Origin of the sequence: Sphingopyxis sp. L1A2A, assembly GCF_005502465.1 — a bacterium.
Classification (GTDB): domain Bacteria; phylum Pseudomonadota; class Alphaproteobacteria; order Sphingomonadales; family Sphingomonadaceae; genus Sphingopyxis.
The window spans coordinates 22,045-37,859 of record NZ_SCOT01000030.1; the positions used below are offsets into that span (position 1 = coordinate 22,045).

16 protein-coding genes are annotated in these 15,815 nt (G+C 66.5%); 14 read left to right on the forward strand and 2 right to left on the reverse strand.

Going from position 1 to position 15,815, the window contains the following annotated elements; genetic code table 11:
• Window positions 1–16 precede the first annotated feature (16 nt).
• The 8 genes from FFS68_RS14210 to FFS68_RS14240 all read left to right on the forward strand — a co-directional run bounded on the left by FFS68_RS14210 (window position 17) and on the right by FFS68_RS14240 (window position 9,172).
• Complete coding sequence (locus FFS68_RS14210) at window positions 17–2,356, forward strand: glycerol-3-phosphate 1-O-acyltransferase (RefSeq protein ID WP_137753854.1); 2,340 nt, start codon at window positions 17–19, stop codon at window positions 2,354–2,356.
• The gene (locus FFS68_RS17945) at window positions 2,353–2,520 is read left to right on the forward strand and encodes a hypothetical protein (RefSeq protein ID WP_171003890.1); all 168 of its coding nucleotides are present in this window, start codon (window positions 2,353–2,355) and stop codon (window positions 2,518–2,520) included. The genes FFS68_RS14210 and FFS68_RS17945 overlap by 4 nt, the downstream gene beginning before the upstream one ends.
• Before the next feature lies 1 nt (window position 2,521).
• Window positions 2,522–4,087 carry a wax ester/triacylglycerol synthase family O-acyltransferase gene (locus tag FFS68_RS14215; RefSeq protein ID WP_137753855.1) on the forward strand — a complete coding sequence of 522 codons (1,566 nt, stop codon included), beginning with the start codon at window positions 2,522–2,524 and terminating at the stop codon, window positions 4,085–4,087.
• A gap of 23 nt (window positions 4,088–4,110) precedes the next feature.
• Window positions 4,111–5,562 (forward strand): DUF3336 domain-containing protein, encoded by a 1,452-nt coding sequence (locus tag FFS68_RS14220; protein WP_137753856.1) that lies wholly within the window; start codon window positions 4,111–4,113, stop codon window positions 5,560–5,562.
• 1 nt (window position 5,563) lies between these two features.
• Window positions 5,564–6,409, forward strand: a complete 846-nt coding sequence (locus FFS68_RS14225; RefSeq protein ID WP_137753857.1) for an alpha/beta hydrolase — start codon at window positions 5,564–5,566, stop codon at window positions 6,407–6,409.
• A gap of 116 nt (window positions 6,410–6,525) precedes the next feature.
• Complete coding sequence (locus FFS68_RS14230) at window positions 6,526–7,461, forward strand: alpha/beta hydrolase (protein WP_137753858.1); 936 nt, start codon at window positions 6,526–6,528, stop codon at window positions 7,459–7,461.
• A gap of 147 nt (window positions 7,462–7,608) precedes the next feature.
• Entirely contained in the window at window positions 7,609–8,610 is a 1,002-nt protein-coding gene (locus FFS68_RS14235; protein WP_137753859.1) for an NAD(P)H-dependent glycerol-3-phosphate dehydrogenase, read from the forward strand.
• Window positions 8,611–8,836: 226 nt separating this feature from the next.
• Window positions 8,837–9,172: a hypothetical protein gene (locus FFS68_RS14240; protein WP_137753860.1), complete on the forward strand. Its 336-nt coding sequence runs from the start codon at window positions 8,837–8,839 to the stop codon at window positions 9,170–9,172.
• A gap of 211 nt (window positions 9,173–9,383) precedes the next feature.
• Here FFS68_RS14240 and FFS68_RS14245 read toward each other — a convergent pair whose 3' ends face one another.
• Window positions 9,384–10,004, reverse strand: coding sequence for a TlpA disulfide reductase family protein (locus FFS68_RS14245; protein ID WP_137753861.1), 621 nt, complete (start codon window positions 10,002–10,004; stop codon window positions 9,384–9,386).
• Between FFS68_RS14245 and argH the strand changes: the two genes are divergently transcribed.
• From argH to FFS68_RS14265, 4 genes are all read left to right on the forward strand, one after another.
• Window positions 9,976–11,388, forward strand: a complete 1,413-nt coding sequence (argH, locus tag FFS68_RS14250; RefSeq protein ID WP_249340166.1) for an argininosuccinate lyase — start codon at window positions 9,976–9,978, stop codon at window positions 11,386–11,388. The two genes, FFS68_RS14245 and argH, sit on opposite strands and share 29 nt — an antisense overlap.
• Window positions 11,379–11,630 carry a hypothetical protein gene (locus tag FFS68_RS14255; RefSeq protein ID WP_171003891.1) on the forward strand — a complete coding sequence of 84 codons (252 nt, stop codon included), beginning with the start codon at window positions 11,379–11,381 and terminating at the stop codon, window positions 11,628–11,630. The genes argH and FFS68_RS14255 overlap by 10 nt, the downstream gene beginning before the upstream one ends.
• A 128-nt stretch (window positions 11,631–11,758) precedes the next feature.
• Window positions 11,759–13,018, forward strand: coding sequence for a diaminopimelate decarboxylase (lysA, locus tag FFS68_RS14260; protein WP_137753862.1), 1,260 nt, complete (start codon window positions 11,759–11,761; stop codon window positions 13,016–13,018).
• 135 nt (window positions 13,019–13,153) lie between these two features.
• Window positions 13,154–13,933 carry a bifunctional precorrin-2 dehydrogenase/sirohydrochlorin ferrochelatase gene (locus FFS68_RS14265; RefSeq protein WP_137753863.1) on the forward strand — a complete coding sequence of 260 codons (780 nt, stop codon included), beginning with the start codon at window positions 13,154–13,156 and terminating at the stop codon, window positions 13,931–13,933.
• 191 nt (window positions 13,934–14,124) lie between these two features.
• Here FFS68_RS14265 and FFS68_RS14270 read toward each other — a convergent pair whose 3' ends face one another.
• On the reverse strand, window positions 14,125–15,075 hold the full coding sequence (locus FFS68_RS14270; protein ID WP_171003892.1) for a YncE family protein: 951 nt from the start codon (window positions 15,073–15,075) through the stop codon (window positions 14,125–14,127).
• Between the two features lie 172 nt (window positions 15,076–15,247).
• Here FFS68_RS14270 and FFS68_RS17950 point away from each other — a divergent pair, with 172 nt between their 5' ends.
• Complete coding sequence (locus FFS68_RS17950) at window positions 15,248–15,394, forward strand: hypothetical protein (protein WP_171003893.1); 147 nt, start codon at window positions 15,248–15,250, stop codon at window positions 15,392–15,394.
• A 28-nt stretch (window positions 15,395–15,422) separates the two neighbouring features.
• On the forward strand, window positions 15,423–15,815 hold a 393-nt coding region (locus FFS68_RS14275; protein ID WP_137753865.1), incomplete at its 3' end, for a hypothetical protein.

Consider the following 15,815-nt stretch of genomic DNA (forward strand, 5'->3'; position numbering starts at 1 on the left):
GAGGAGGCGTAGGAGCATGGCCGACGGAACGCCCCGCCCGCCCGTCGCAACGGAGGACGCGGCCGACCGGCTCTATATCATCGACGCGCGCAACGGGGTCGAGCGGCAGCTGCTGCTCGACTGGGTTCACGCCACCGCTGGCGATAAAGACCCTCAATGGGCCAGCCTCGCGATCGAGGATGACGATCACGCCCTGCCGCTCGAAACCCTCCGTGCGCGGCTCGACGGGCAGCCGTCGCGGCTGGTGGTGCCGCTGCGCGTGGCGTGGCGCATCCCGGGGTTCGATCGCGACCGCGCGCTCAAATTCCGCCACATATTGTTCGGTGATCCGCGCCATCCCGGTTCGCTCCGCGCGCGGCTGATCCTGCTCCGCGACCGCCGCCGGGCGCAGATATTGGTTGGCGAGGCGGCGACGCTCGATGCGTTGCGCGACCGGTTCGCGGCGCAAACCGGCGGCGGCGACGCGGCTGGCCCCGACGGCGCCGAATTTGCGGGCTTCGTCGCTCGGCAGGCGGGACTCGCGCTCGACGTCGCCGAGCGCGGCATCCGCGGCACCCGCTACAAGGTGCCGCGCTTCGTCGCCGACGGCCTGCGCACCAGCCCCAAATTCCGCGCCGCGCTCGCCGAGCTGTCCGAGGCGACCGGCCGCCCGGTCGCCGAGCTTTTCCGCGAAGCCCGCCCGCTGATGAAGGAAGTCATCGCGCGGCCCAGCGCGCTGTTCCTCGACCTGCGCGCCCGGCTCGACCGCATGATGTTCGGTGGCTATGCGCCCGAGATGGAGGTCGACGCGGCCGAGCTGGCGCGGCTGCGCGCGATCCTGCGCGAACATCCGACCGCGATCCTCTTCACGCACAAAACCTATATCGATGGCGCGACCCCCAGCCGCCTCACCTATGAAAACGACATGCCGATGCTGCACAGCTTCGGCGGCGCCAATCTCGACTTCGCGGTGATGGGCGAATTTTTCCGCCGCTCGGGCATGATCTTCATCCGCCGCAGCTTTCAGGATCAGCCGGTCTATAAACTCGTGCTGCGCCATTATATCGCCTGGCTGCTCGCCAAGCGTTTCCCCTTGAGCTGGGCGTTCGAGGGCACCCGCTCGCGGCTCGGCAAGCTGATGCCGCCCAAATATGGGCTGATGAAATATGTCCTCGACGCCGCGCATGCGACGGGGACGCGCGGGGTGCATTTCGTCCCCTTCGTCACCAGCTTCGACCTGATCCGCGATGTCGAGGAATATGCCGCCGAACAGACCGGGCGCAACAAAAAGCCCGAGAGCCTGTCGTGGTTCCTCGGCTATATGAAAAGCCTGAAGGAACCCTCGGGCCGCATCCGGCTCGACATCGGCAATCCGGTGGTCATCGACACCGCCCCCGGCGCCGACGACAAGCGCGCGCTCGAAAAGATCGCCTTTGCCGTGGCGGTCGAGGCGAACCGCGTCACCCCGCTCACCGTCACCTCGGTGATGTGCCTGATCCTGCTCGGCATGGCGCCGCGCGGCGCCACCGCCGCCGAAGTGCTCGGGGCGCTCGCCGCGGTGACCGACTGGGCGCGCGCCCGCAGCATCCGGATCAGCAGCGAACTCGCCAGCGGTGATCGCGCTGCGCTGGCGGTAACGGTCGATACGCTGGTCGAAAGCGGGCTGCTGACGCGCTACGAAGCGGGCAGCGAGCGCGTCTATTCGATCGACCCCGCCAAACATCCGATGGCGAGTTATTATCGCAACATCGTCGCGCATCATTTCCTCGACCGCGCGATGATCGAGCTGGCGCTGTTCGAGCTGCGCGATGCCGACAGCGGCGATGCAACCGCGGCCTTCTGGGCCAGGATCGACCGGCTGCGCGACCTGTTCAAATTTGAATTCTTCTACCCGCCGCGCGACGAGCATATGGCCGCACTGCGCGCCGAACTCGAACGCATCGACCCGGTCTGGGACCGCCGCCTCGCCAGCGGCGACCGCGGCATCGCGCAACTGCTGCGCCGCTGCCAGCCGGTCGTCGGCCACGCGATCCTGCTGCCCTTTGCCGAGGCTTATTCGGTCGTCGCCGACCGGCTCGCGCGCGCGAAACCGGGCGAGGCGGTCGATGACAAGGTCTTGCTCGACGCCGCGCTGACCGAGGGCAAACAGGCCTATCTGCTGCGCCGGATCAGCAGCGAGGCGGCGATCGGCAAATTGCTGTTCGCCAACGGCCTGTCGCTGATGCGCCATATGGGGCTGGCCGAGGCCGCGACCCCCGACATCCTCGCCGCGCGCCGCGCGTTGCTGACGGAACTGCGCGGGCTGGCGAACGTGATGGAAACGATGCGCTTGTCGACCGTGGCGCTGGCGGATCGGCTGCCGGGGATGGGGGAATGAACATGCCGCCTCCCATTTTTGTCATTGCGAGCGAAGCGAAGCAATCTCCAGCCATCGAAATCGCGCAACCCCGCAAGCTGGAGATTGCCACGTCGCCCCGGATCAAGTCCGGGACTCCTCGCAATGACGAAGCGTTTTGCATCGCGGATCAGGAAGGCGATTAACATGCTCAAACAGCTCAGCGCGCAGGACGCCCAGTTCCTCTACACCCAGACCGCGAACAACCTGACCCACATCATGGGGGTCTATATCTATGATCCCTCGACCGCGCCGGGCGGCTTCGTGCGCTTCAAGGACATCATCCGCCACGTCGAAAGCCGCGTTCATACTTCGCCCTTGTTCCAGCGCCGCCTGCACCGCCTGCCGTTCGACATGGACCACCCCTATTGGGTCGAGGACGAGCATTTCGACGTTGAAGCGCATATGAGCCACGCGCGGCTGCCCGAGCCCGGCGACTGGCGGCAATTCTGCATCGCGGTCGCGCGCTATTTTTCCAAACCGATGGATATGAACCGCCCGCTGTGGGACATTTACATCATCGAGGGGCTCGACCGCATTCCGGGTATCCCGAAGGGCAGTTTCGCGATGCTCCACCGCGTCCACCATGCCGCGGTCGATGGGGCGTCGGGCGCCCACGCCTTCATCGCGATGAGCGACATCGATGCCACGGGCACGCCGGCGATTGCCGAACCACCACCGGTCGAGGATCTGGGCGATCCGCCGTCGAGCACCGAGACGCTGTCGCGCGCCTGGTCGGCGTCGCTGCAATCGCCGGTCAAGTTCGTGAACGCGCTGATGAAAATGTCGCCCGCGATCATCTCGTCGGCGCGCAAGGCGATGGCCGAGGGCGGGATGACCGCTGGAGTCCCCGAAACGCGCTTCAACGTCCCCGTGGGGCCGCACAAGATGTTCGACGGGACGTCGGTGGCGCTGTCCGATGTCGCCTTGGTTCGCAAGAAAGTGCCCGGCGCGACGGTCAACGACGTCGTGCTGACGACGGTCGGCGGCGCGCTGCGCAAATATCTCGCCAAGCATAAGGAGTTGCCGAAGGAGAGCCTGGTCGCGATCGCGCCGATCAACCTGCGCGGCAAAGACAAGGGCGCCGGAAAGGCCTCGACTCCCGGCAATCAGGTATCGGCGATGAGCGTCCCGGTCCGCACCGACATCGCCGATCCGCTCGCGCGCCTCGCCGCGGTCCGCGACTATACGGTCGAGGCGAAGGAAGCCAAGGCCGGGGTCAGCGCGCGGATCATGACCGACCTGTCGCAGCATATTCCGGGCGCGACGATGGCGGCGGTGGCGCGGCTGGTGACCAGCGAACGCTTCGCGGTGCGCGGCACCAATTTGTTCATCTCGAACGTGCCGGGGGCGCAGGTGCCGCTCTATCTCGCGGGCGCGCAGCTGGTGACGCAGCACGGCATGGCGCCGCTGGCGAACAATATGGGGCTCTTCGTCGCGACCCCCAGCTACAATGGCCGCATCGCCTTTTCGCTGATCTCCGAGCGCGCGGTGATGCCCGACATCGCCTTTTTCAGAGCGTGCATCGAGGAAAGTTTTGCCGACCTGATGGCAGCGGTGCCGAAAGCCGAAAAGCCCAAAGCCGCTACGGCAAAGCCGATACCGGCGGCCAAGCCCAAGCCAAAACCGAAAGCCGTCCCAAAACCTGCCGCAAAGGGCAGGGTGAAACCGGTTGCTAAAGCGAACGCAACCGGCAAGACTCGTAAAAAATAAACCATGTCTTGCAGGACGACTACATGCTTTTTACCCCGACGCTCAGCGCCGACCGCGATCTCGTGACCGCGCCCGATTATATCGCCTGGGCCAAGGCCGCGCGCGAACATGACAAGAAATCGGGGCTCCAGACGTGGCGCGACGCCGACGAGAGCAAGCATTTCGACTATAAGGCGATCCGCGCCCGGCTCGAAAAATTGCGCAAGCTGTCGGCGGCGGGCGACGTCAAGGGGCTGCTGTTCGTCCTGAACGAAGGCATCCACGGCAATATCGACGGCATGGGCCACGAGCGCCTCTATCAAAAGGCACGCTTCGGCACCAAGGCGCTGATCGAGGCGTATGTCGCCGAAGTCGTCGCCTCATTGGACAAGATCGCCGCGGCGCGCAGCATCAGCCGCGAGGAAAAGCGCGACTTTTTCCGCCGCGCTCAGCATTGCTACGGCCGCTCGGCGCTGCTGCTCTCGGGCTCGGGCAGCTTCCTGTTTTTCCACATCGGGGTGGTCAAGGCCTTGTGGTCCGAAGGCGTGTTGCCCGCGATCATGTCGGGCGCCAGCGGTGGGTCGATCGTCGCCGCGGTCGTCTGCACCCGCAAGGACAGCGAAATCGGCGCCTTCCTCGCCAGCGATCGCCTAGCCAATCCTGACCGCGGTACCGACGGGCGGCGCCTCGCCTCGGACGAGGTGCGCGACCGGCTGGCCGACCTGATCCCCGACCTGACCTTTCAGGAAGCGTTCGAGATCAGCGGCCGCCACCTAAATGTCTCGGTCGCCCCCGCCGAAAAGCATCAGAACGGCCGCCTGCTCAATGCGATCACCGCCCCCAATGTGCTGATCCGCGAAGCGGTGTTGGCCTCTTGCGCGGTGCCCGGCGTGTTTCCGCCGGTGATGCTGATGGCGCGCGACGATGCGGGCAACCGCATCCCGTACCAGCCTGACCGGCGCTGGGTCGACGGGTCGGTGACCCACGACATCCCGACCAAACGGCTCGAACGCCTCTATGGCGTCAACCATCATATCGTCAGCCAGGCGAACCCGATCGCGCTGCCCTTCGCGACCGACACCCGCAAACAGATGGCGCCGATCGAGGCGATCCAGCATGCGTCGATGGCGACCTTCAAGGCGTGGCTGAACGCCAATATGATCATCTTTCAGAAGCCGCTCGAATGGGTGCCGCCGCTCAACAGCCTCGCCAATATGGCGCGGTCGGTGATCAACCAGGAATATACCGGCGACATCAACATCATCCGCCCGCCCAAATTCTGGTCGCCGGCCAAGATTCTGAGCGATCTGGGGCAGGAGGATATCGACGAGCTGATCGACACCGGCGAACGCACCGCCTGGCCCAAGGTCGAAATGGTCCGCACCCAGACCGCGATCAGCCGCGCGCTTGAGGGCATTTTGGCGCGGATCGACCGAGCGGGCGACGATGGCCCCGGCCACCGCAGCACCGCGGCGCTGAAAAAGGCCATCCGCTGACATGGCGGCGGTGATCCTGCCCGCGGGATCGGCCGGCGCCGGGGCGAAACTCCATATCACCCACTGGCTTCCGGCCGGCCTCCCGAAAGCCGTGGTGCTGCTCGCGCACGGCTATGCCGAACATGCGGGGCGCTACGGTCATGTCGCCAAACGGCTGACCGACGCCGGTTACGCCGTCTATGCGATCGATCATTGGGGGCATGGGCTGTCCGACGGCGATGGCGGTTTCGTCCCGCGCTTTTCGGCGTTCACCGACGGCATGGCCGAACTGCTGACCTTGGTCGAGGTCAACCATGGCGCCACCCCGCGCCTGCTGCTCGGCCACAGCATGGGCGGACTGATTTCAACGCTGTTCCTGATCGAACGCCAGTCGGCGTTCGTCGCGGCGGCGCTGTCGGGCCCCGCGATCGTCCCCGCCGCGCCGCCATCGCGCTTTACCGTGTGGATCAGCCGCTTTCTCTCGCGCTTCTTCCCGCGGCTCGGCGTGTTGTCCCTCGATGCGAACGGGGTCAGCCGCGATCCCGCGGTGGTTGCCGCCTATCTCGCCGACCCGCTGGTCTATACGGGCAAGATCGGCGCGCGGCTGGGCAAGGAATTCATGGACGCGATGGCCGCGGCGCAGGCGGGCGCGCAGCGCATCAAGCTGCCGATCCTGCTCCAGCATGGCGAAGCCGACAGCCTCGCATCGCCCGAAGGCTCGCAATATCTGTTTGACCATAGCGGGTCGGTGGACAAGATTCTCAAAATCTATCCCGGCCTGTTCCACGAAATTTACAACGAGCCGGAACGCGATGCGGTGCTGGACAATTTGATCGACTGGTTCGATGCACATGTTCCGCGGCATTAGGCCCACTCCAAATCCCGTTCGTGTCGAGCGAAGTCGAGACACGCGAAGGCATGCGCCCCCGATGGGTGTCTGGACGACGCTCGACACGAACGGATTGAGAGGACAGTTTTAAAGTCATGCGTATCCTCCTCATCCTCCTCTTCGCGCCGCTCATCGCACTGGCGCTGATGTATTTCATCTTCCCCGGCCGCCTCGTCGCACTGGGGCGGGCGCTGCTCCGCCAGCGCGGGCGGATGGTGCAGAAAAGCGTCATGGTCGACGGCCGCAGCTGGCCCTATCTGGAGGGCGGCGACCCCGCGAAGCCGTTATTGCTGCTCGTCCACGGCTTTGCCGGCGACAAGGATAATTGGTCGATGATCGCGCCGCATCTGACGCGCGATTATCATGTCGTCGCCCCCGACCTGCCGGGCTTCGGCGAAAATGAGCGCAACCCCGACCTCGCTTATGACCTGCAAGCGCAGACCGCGCGGCTCAAGCAATTCGCCGACATCCTTGGCCTTCACCGTCCGCATCTCGGCGGCAACAGCATGGGCGGCTGGATCGCGCTGCGCTACGCGATCGACTATCCCGAGGCGCTCGCCAGCCTGATCCTGCTCAACAACGCCGGGGTCAACGGCGCCAACGAAAGCGACCTCCAGAAACAGGCGGCGAACGAGGATTATAATCCGCTCGTCCTTGCGGGCCTTGAGGACGCTGACCGGCTGGTCGCGATGGTCGTCCACAAACCGCCCTATATCCCGGGGCGGCTGAAACCCGTGCTCTACGCCGACGCGCTCAAATATCGCGATCAGCTCGACGGGATTTTCTGGACGATCGCCAACGAAGGCCGCGACCAGCCGCTCAACGACCGGCTGGGCGCGGTCAAGGCGCCGACGCTGATCCTCTGGGGCCGCCACGACCGCCTGCTCGACGTCAGCTGCGTCGCGGTGCTCGAAGCGGGGATTGCGGGCAGCGAGAGCCATATCTTCGAGCATGTCGGCCACGTCCCGATGATCGAGGATCCCAAAGCGACGGCGGCGGTGATGAAGGCGTTTCTCGCCAGGCAGTCCTAAACCTCGTCTCCCCGGACTTGATCCGGGGTCCATGACGCCCCGTCGGCCATGGATGCCGGATCAAGTCCGGCATGGCGAATGGGACAAGCGTCGCTTGCCAACCCGCCATTCCCCCGCCACTCTCCCCACAAAACAGGGGAGAGAAATATGCGCCTGAAGGTCGGCCTGCTCGGTGGGGGCAGCTGGGGTACGACGGTCGCCTCGGTCGTATCGCGCAACGCGCCGATCACCCTGTGGGCGCGCGATGCGGAGACCGTCGACAGCATCAACAACGACAATGAGAACCGCAAATATCTGCCCGGCATCAAGCTGCCGACGGCGCTGCGCGCGACCGGCGACATGGCCGAAGTCGTCGCCGGCGCCGACGTCCTGATCATGGGCGTCCCCTCGCACAGCTTTCGAGCGGTGCTTCAGGAGGCGCGCAATCATCTGCGCCCCTGGGTGCCGGTGATCAGCCTGACCAAGGGGCTCGAACTGTCGTCAGGCCAACGCATGACCCAGCTGATCGAGGAAGTGCTCCCCGGCCACCCGGTCGGCGTCCTCACCGGCCCCAACCTCGCGCGCGAGATCATGACCGGGCAGGCGGCGGCGAGCGTGTTGTCGATGGAGGACGAGATTGTCGTCCGCGCGCTCCAGCCGGTGTTCCACTCCGGCCTGTTCCGCGTTTACACCAACACCGATCTGCTCGGCTGCGAACTCGGCGGGGTGCTCAAGAATATCATCGCGATCGCGGTCGGCATGGGCGACGGCCAGGGCGCCGGCGACAACACACGGTCGGCCCTGATGACGCGCGGGCTCGCCGAAATCACCCGGCTCGGCGTCGCGATGGGCGGCCGCCCTGAAACCTTTGCCGGACTGACCGGCATGGGCGATCTGATCGCGACCTGCACCAGCCCGCTCAGCCGCAACCGCCATGTCGGGGTCGAACTGGGCAAGGGCCGCCCGATCGAAGAGATCATCGCGGGGATGAACATGGTCGCCGAGGGGGTGAAAAGCGCGCCGACCGTCATCGCGCTTGCCGAACGCTACAATCTCGCCATGCCGATCGCGCGCGACGTGTTCGACGTGACGCAGGGCAAACGCAGCGCGCAGGACGTGTTCCGCGGTCTGCTGCGCTCGGCGGTGGGTGATGAGGCGCACCCGGGCTGAGCATATTTATCGTCATTGCGAGGAGCGAAGCGACGCGGCAATCCAGAGTAGGCGTAAACCGCCCTGGATTGCTTCGCTACGCTCGCAATGACGACCAAGGAGGTGGGCAGCTTCAATTCCACCACCAGCCGTGCCGAATCTCCGTTTAGCCGGGAAGAAATTCGCCGCCTGCTTCGTTGACTCCCCTGACCGGCCCGCATGCGGGCGGCCAATCAGGAGATGGACGATGAAAAAATGGACCCTATTCGCCGTGGCCCTGGCGCTTCCCGTCAGCGTTGCCGCCGCCGTTCCCTATGGCTCGCAGCCGCCGGGATTTGAAGCACCGCATATCCGCACCGCGCCGATCGCGGGCGTCGTCAACCAGTCCTGGTATAATTACAAAGCCGACATTCTGGAGGCGGAAAAGGAGCTGACCAGCGACCTGCGCCATTCGACCGACCGCGAGGATCGCTGGGATGCGTGGGATGAATGGCAGAACGAGGTCGTCGACGCCGACAAGGATTATGTGAAGGAAATGCGCAAGAAGGGCTATCGCAGCGGCCGCGTGACGGTCGGCGGTTAAGTTTCCCCGGAGCTTGCTCTGGGTCGCAAGGGAAGGGCGGGCGTCATGGGGCGCTCGCCCTTTTCCTGTTTCAAATCCTTCCTGTGGCGAAGCCATGGGGAGGGGGATCGTTCGCGAAGCGGATGGTGGAGGGGCAGCGACGGTGGCGCCAAAGCCCCTCCGTCAGCCTCTTCGAGGCTGCCACCTCCCCATCGCTACGCGACAGGGAGGACTAATTGCCCTCAGCCAGCAACGCCTTCGCCTCATCCCCCTGCCAATCAATCGCCCCGACAACCCGCCACAACTCGCGCCCCTCGGCGTCGTAAAAGATGCTCGTCGGCAATGCGCTGTTCGCGGCATCGAGCAGCCCGTTCTGCGGGTCGAGATAGGGTTGCAGCGCCTTCAGCCCCGCCTTCTGGAACCACGGATCGACCACCTCGGCACCCTGCAAATCCTGCGCCACCGCGATCACCGTCATCGCCGCGCCGCTCTTGGCCGCCAGCGCATCGAGCGTCGGCATCTCGGCAACGCACGGGGCGCACCAGGTCGCCCACAGATTGACCAGCAGCGGACGCCCGCGAAAATCCGCCAGCGTTACCGGCGTGTCGTCGGGACCGCGAAAGGCCACCGTCGGCGCCGTTTTGCCCTTGTGGCTGCGATCGATCATATATTCGAACTGACCCAGCCCCTTCGCTTGGCCCGGCGAAACATTTGCTTGGCCTTCCCCGGCTTGCCCGCCGCCCGCCTTTTCCCTATCGCAGCCCGCGATCGATCCGGCCAGAAACACGGCGAGGATCGCAAGATACGGGCTTGGAACGCGGCGGATGGCGAATACTCCGGACAGCAATAGCATGTGGGGCGGCCGCTTCGGTGGCGGTCCGGCCGCGATCATGCAAGAAATTAATGCCTCGATCCCGGTCGACAAGCGCCTGTGGGAAGAGGATATCGCCGCCAGCCGCGCCCATGCCGCGATGCTCGGCGCCGCGGGCATCATCGGCGCCGACGACGCGGTTCAGATCGACCGCGGCCTCGCCCAGATCGCCGAAGAATTTGCCGCGACCGGCGTCCCCGTCGACCTCGCGCTCGAAGACATCCATATGACCGTCGAATCGCGGCTGAAGGAGCTGGTCGGCGAAGCCGCCGGGCGTCTCCACACCGCGCGCTCGCGCAACGATCAGGTCGCGACCGACTTCCGCTTGTGGACGCGCACCGCGTGCGAGCGCATCGACACCGGGCTCGCCGCGATGCAGGCTGCGTTGCTCGCACGCGCCGAAGACCATGCCGGCAGCATCATGCCCGGCTTCACCCACCTTCAGGTCGCGCAGCCGGTGACGCTCGGCCATCATCTGCTCGCCTATGTCGAAATGTTCGGCCGTGACCGCGGCCGCTTTGCCGATGCGCGCCGCCGCCTCAACGAATCGCCGCTCGGCGCCGCGGCGCTCGCGGGCACCGGTTTTCCGATCGACCGCGACGCCACCGCCGCCGCGCTGGGTTTCGACCGGCCGATGGCGAACAGCATCGATGCCGTCTCCGACCGCGACTTCGCGCTCGAATTTTGCGCCTCGGCGTCGATCGCGGCGATCCATTTGTCGCGCCTCGCCGAAGAAATCGTCATCTGGGCCAGCCAGCCCTTCGGTTTCATCAGCCTGCCCGACGCGTGGTCGACGGGCAGCTCGATCATGCCGCAAAAGCGCAACCCCGACGCCGCCGAACTGGTGCGCGGGCGCGCGGGGCTACTGCTCGGCGCGTTCCAGCGGCTCGCCGTGATCGTCAAAGGCTTGCCGCTGACCTATTCGAAGGATCTGCAGGACGACAAAGAAACCGTCTTTGGCGCCTTCGACGCGCTCGCGCTGTCGCTCGCCGCGATGACCGGCATGGTCGAAACGCTGACCTTCCGCACCGACCGCATGCGCGCGCTCGCCGCGTCGGGCTATTCGACCGCGACCGATCTTGCCGACTGGCTCGTGCGCGAAAACGGCCTGCCGTTCCGCGAGGCGCATCATGTCGTCGGTGCCTGCGTCAAGCGCGCCGAAGAACTGGGCGTCGAGCTGTCGGCGCTGCCCGCCGCTGACGCTGCCGCGATCCATCCCGCCGTGACATCCGATGTGCTGGCGGCGCTGACCGTCGAGGCGTCGGTCGCCAGTCGCACCAGCTATGGCGGCACCGCCCCCGAACGGGTAAGGCAGGCGATCGCTGCGGCCCGCGCCGCGCTGGAAGGAAGTAATGGATGGCGATGAAGCGCCTCATCATGGCAACAATTGCCGCATCGGCGCTGCTCGGCGCGTGCGGCAGCAAGGAAGATCTGAAGCCGGTGGCTGGCCAGCCCGCCCCGGTCGTTCCCGTCGGCGCCGCCCGCGCCCCGACCACGGAGGAGCTTACGACGCCCGACGCGCAGGCCCGGCCTGCGCGCAGCGACGAACTTCTCAAACGGTCCGAACAACGCGAACCCGACGATTTTGACTTGCCGCCTCCGGGCTGAGCTAAACTGCATTCACATAATCCGTTCGTGTCGAGCGAAGTCGAGACGCCCATCGGTGTGGCTCCGTCCTTAGGGGCATCTCGACTTCGCTCGATGCGAACGGGAAAATATGACTAGGAATTAATCCAATGGATCAATTTGCACTTCGTGACGGCGTCCTCCATGCCGAAGACATTCCCTTGTCACGCATTGCCGAGGAAATCGGCACCCCCGTCTATGTCTATTCGCGCGCCATGCTCGAACGCCATGCACAGGAATTTCGCGACGGATTGAAGGACGTGCCGCGCAAGCACCTGGCCTTTGCGATCAAGAGCAACCCCAACCTCGGCGTGCTGCGCGTGCTGGCGCGGCAGGGCTATGGCGCCGACGTCGTGTCGGGCGGCGAGCTCGAACGCGCGCTCGCCGCCGGCATGGCGCCCGAGGACATCGTCTTTTCGGGGGTCGGCAAGACCCGCGCCGAACTGGCGCAGGGGCTCGACCGCGGCATCGGCCAGTTCAACATCGAACATGAACCCGAGGGCATCGCGCTCGCTGAAATCGCGCTCGCGAAGGAAATGACCGCGCGCGCCGTGCTCCGGGTCAATCCCGACGTCGATGCGGGCACCCATGCCAAGATTTCGACCGGCAAGGCCGACAACAAGTTTGGCGTCGGCATCGACGTCGCGCCCGACATCTTCGCGCGTCTCGCGGCGCTCCCGGGCCTCCAGATGCGCGGCATCGCCGTCCATATCGGCAGCCAGCTGACCAGCCTCGACCCGCTCGAGGCGGCGTTCGCCCGCGTTGGCCGCCTCGTCGCCGACCTGCGCGCCGCGGGGCACAGCATCACCCATGTCGATCTGGGCGGCGGGCTGGGCGTTCGTTACAAGGCGGACGACAATCCGCCGTCGATGGCAGATTATGGCGCGATGGTCGCGCGGGTGACCAAGGATTGGGACGTCACGCTGATGTTCGAACCCGGCCGCGTCATCGCGGGCAACACCGGCGTGCTGTTGACCGAAGTGCTGTGGGTCAAGCCCGGCGCGACCAACCCGTTCGTCATCGTCGATGCCGCAATGAACGACCTCGCGCGCCCGGCGCTCTACGATGCCTATCACGACTTTGTCGCGGTCAAGCCGAGCGGTGAAAAGATGACCGCGTCGATCGTCGGGCCGGTCTGCGAAACCGGCGACACCTTTGCGCGCGACCGCGTCACCGACAAGGTCGAGGCGGGCGACCTCGCGGTGTTCCGCACCGCGGGCGCCTATGGCGCGACGATGGCGTCGACCTACAACAGCCGCAGCCTGGTGCCCGAGGTGCTCGTTGATGGCGACCGCTACATCAAGGTCGCCGACCGCATCGCCGCCAGCACGATCATGGCCGCCGAGCGCGTGCCGGATTGGATTGACTAAGCCTCGTCATTGCGAGGAGCGAAGCGACGAAGCAATCTCCAGCTATCGACCTTGCACCGCCCTCACGCTGGAGATTGCTTCGCTTCGCTCGCAATGACGATTGGTGAAATGCGCGGCTTGTTCTAGGGCCAATCCATGCACCAACTCCCCATCTTCCTGAACCTCACCGGCCGCACCGTCGTGCTGGTAGGGGCGGGGGAAGCCGCCGACGCCAAGGCCCGCCTGATCGAACGCGCCGGCGGGCGCATCGTCCCGGCGTGGGAGCGGGGCGCCACCATCGCCTTCGTCGCGCTCGACGACGAAGCCGAAGCCCGCGCCGCCGCAGCTGCCCTCCGCGCTCACGGCCTGCTCGTCAACGTCGTCGATCGCCCCGACCTCTGCGATTTCACCACCCCGGCAATCGTCGACCGCGCCCCTGTCACCATCGCCATCGGTACCGGCGGCGCGTCGGCGGGCCTCGCCAAGGCGGTGCGCCAGCGGATCGAGGCGCTGCTTCCCGCCCGCCTCGGCGAACTGGCATCGGCGCTCCACGCCGCCCGCGACGCGATGAAGGCGCGCTGGCCCGCCGCCGCCGACCGCCGCCGCGCGATCGACGCCGCGCTGGCGAGCGGCGGCGCCCTCGACCCGCTCGATGGGGCAGCGGCGGACAAGGTGGAAAGCTGGCTGGCAAGTGATGCCGCCACCCAGCCTTCGCGCCTCGAAACGATCCATCTGACCAGCGCCGACCCCGACGACCTCACCCTCCGCGCCGCACGGCTGCTGGGCGAGGCCGATCACATCTTCCACCCTGCAAGCATCCCCGCCGCGATCCTCGCCCGCGCCCGCGCCGACGCGGTGCGGCATGTCGTGGAAGCGCCGCCCGCCGACGCGCCGCGGGGGCTCTCGCTTTGGCTGGCGACGCCGAACGACAGCTAACGACCGATTGTGGACATAAAGCCCTCTCCCCTTGGGAGAGGGTTGGGTGAGGGTGTCTGAGGTTGGTCTTCGTAGTCGGTGGGTGATCCCCTCACCCAACTTCGGCTAGTTGCTGCGCAACCAAGCCTGCGTATCCCTCTCCCGACGGGAGAGGGGAAAGGCAGCTCCCCACCGCAAAATTCCCGACTCGCCTAAGGCGCAATCGCCAGCCCGTCGCCCTGTTTCCCCGCCGCGATCCGGCGCAGCACCTGCCCGCTCGCCACATCGATCTCGGCGACCTTGTCGACCCCCGTCTCCGCCGCATACAGCCGCCGCGAATCGGGGCTGAACAGCAAGGTCACCTGCCGCGCCGCATCCCCCTCCGACACTTGGATCGTCCGCACCGGCGCGCGCGTTTCGGCATCGAACAGGCTGATCGTTCCCGCGCCGATATTGCTCGTCGCGATCAGCTTGCCGTCGGGGCTCGTCAGCACCCGGATCGCGACCGGATCGACCGATTGTTCGGCGATCTTCGCGCCGCTCGCGGTGTCCCACACCGACACCCGCGGCGCCGCCAGATCGCCGACCCACAGCTCGCGCCCGCCCTTGGCCAGCGCCAGCCCCTCGGGCTTGCCGCCGACCGCCAGATCGCGCAGCTTGGTCGCCGCCTGCAAATCGAGCACGCTCACCGTCCCCGATCCGATATTGGCGACATAAGCGGTGCGGTTGTCGGGCGCGACCACCACCATATGCGACCCCTGCTGCCCCGTCGCGATCGACGTCAGCTTGCCATCGGGCGCGACGACCGCGACCGACTGGCTGCCCTCGGTCGTCGCCACCAGCCGCCCGTCGGCCAGCCACAGCAACCCATGCGGCCGCTGGTTCGGGCTGAGGTCGATCGTCTTCACCTTTTTGCGTGCCGCAATGTCGAACACATCGATCGTCGTTCCGCCATAAGCGACCACCGCCGCTTGTTTGCCGTCGGGCGACACCGCAATCTCGTGCGGCATCTTGCCCGTCGGCAATCGCCCCAGTTCCTCGCCCGATGCCAGCGCGATCAGGCTCAGACTATCCTCGCCCTTGTTGCCGATCAGCAATGTTTCGGCGGCGGCGGGCGCGGCGATCAGCAGCGCCAGAACGGCGGCGGCAAGGGGGCGGTGCATGGCAAATCTCCCGGTTTGGTCGCCGCATCCTATGCCGCGCCGCGCCGCGGGCAAGCCGCGTTCGACCAGCGACATGGCCTGGATTACGGTAAGTTAACTGGCGCGCGGCGTCCCGATCCGTAGCCCGGTTTGCGGCGGCAGGTCGCGCCGCCGGTCACATCAGGAGGGGAATATGGGTCTGCCAGCCATCGAAATCGACGCCTTGCCGTTGCTCGACACCGCGGTCGGGCTGTTCGGCTCGCTCGTCGGCGACAGCGCGTCGTCGGGGCCGTCGGTGTTCGAAATCGCGGTCACCATCGCGCTGATCGTTTACGACTGATCGGTCGGCGGGAAGGGCGGGGCGGCCCGTGCGCCGGCCATCCTTTCCCGCCTTGCGCGCGATGCCGGAAAAACGCTCCCGCCACGATCATTTCCCCCGCGCCGACACCGCGCGCCGCCTGGCGATGCGCGCCGCGGTGGCTGAGCTCGACGCCGAATGGACCGCCGCCGATACCGCGCCCGGCGGCCTGCTCGCCGCGATCGACGCGCTGGCGGCGGCCCCCGCCGACGCCATGATCACCGCGCTGCTGCCCTGGCTCACCGACGCCTGCTGGCTGCGCGACCGGTTAGATCGCGCGCTCGCGCTGCTCGGCGCCGACCCCTTCGCGCGCCCGCCGCTGCGCCTGATCGGCGGCGGCGATGAGGCTCCGGGCGGGCTGGTCCTCGCCGATCGCGGCACAGTCCGCCTGACCCTCCGGCTC

Coding starts and splice junctions, on each gene's coding strand:
- FFS68_RS14235 (WP_137753859.1), top strand. CDS start 7,609: ATGCGCCTGAAGGTCGGCCTGCTCGGTGGGGGCAGCTGGGGTACGACG.
- FFS68_RS14225 (WP_137753857.1), top strand. CDS start 5,564: ATGGCGGCGGTGATCCTGCCCGCGGGATCGGCCGGCGCCGGGGCGAAA.
- FFS68_RS14215 (WP_137753855.1), top strand. CDS start 2,522: ATGCTCAAACAGCTCAGCGCGCAGGACGCCCAGTTCCTCTACACCCAG.
- FFS68_RS14220 (WP_137753856.1), top strand. CDS start 4,111: ATGCTTTTTACCCCGACGCTCAGCGCCGACCGCGATCTCGTGACCGCG.
- FFS68_RS14255 (WP_171003891.1), top strand. CDS start 11,379: ATGGCGATGAAGCGCCTCATCATGGCAACAATTGCCGCATCGGCGCTG.
- FFS68_RS14240 (WP_137753860.1), top strand. CDS start 8,837: ATGAAAAAATGGACCCTATTCGCCGTGGCCCTGGCGCTTCCCGTCAGC.
- FFS68_RS17950 (WP_171003893.1), top strand. CDS start 15,248: ATGGGTCTGCCAGCCATCGAAATCGACGCCTTGCCGTTGCTCGACACC.
- FFS68_RS14270 (WP_171003892.1), bottom strand. CDS start 15,075: ATGCACCGCCCCCTTGCCGCCGCCGTTCTGGCGCTGCTGATCGCCGCG.
- argH (WP_249340166.1), top strand. CDS start 9,976: ATGGCGAATACTCCGGACAGCAATAGCATGTGGGGCGGCCGCTTCGGT.
- lysA (WP_137753862.1), top strand. CDS start 11,759: ATGGATCAATTTGCACTTCGTGACGGCGTCCTCCATGCCGAAGACATT.
- FFS68_RS14230 (WP_137753858.1), top strand. CDS start 6,526: ATGCGTATCCTCCTCATCCTCCTCTTCGCGCCGCTCATCGCACTGGCG.
- FFS68_RS14210 (WP_137753854.1), top strand. CDS start 17: ATGGCCGACGGAACGCCCCGCCCGCCCGTCGCAACGGAGGACGCGGCC.
- FFS68_RS14265 (WP_137753863.1), top strand. CDS start 13,154: ATGCACCAACTCCCCATCTTCCTGAACCTCACCGGCCGCACCGTCGTG.
- FFS68_RS17945 (WP_171003890.1), top strand. CDS start 2,353: ATGAACATGCCGCCTCCCATTTTTGTCATTGCGAGCGAAGCGAAGCAA.
- FFS68_RS14245 (WP_137753861.1), bottom strand. CDS start 10,004: ATGCTATTGCTGTCCGGAGTATTCGCCATCCGCCGCGTTCCAAGCCCG.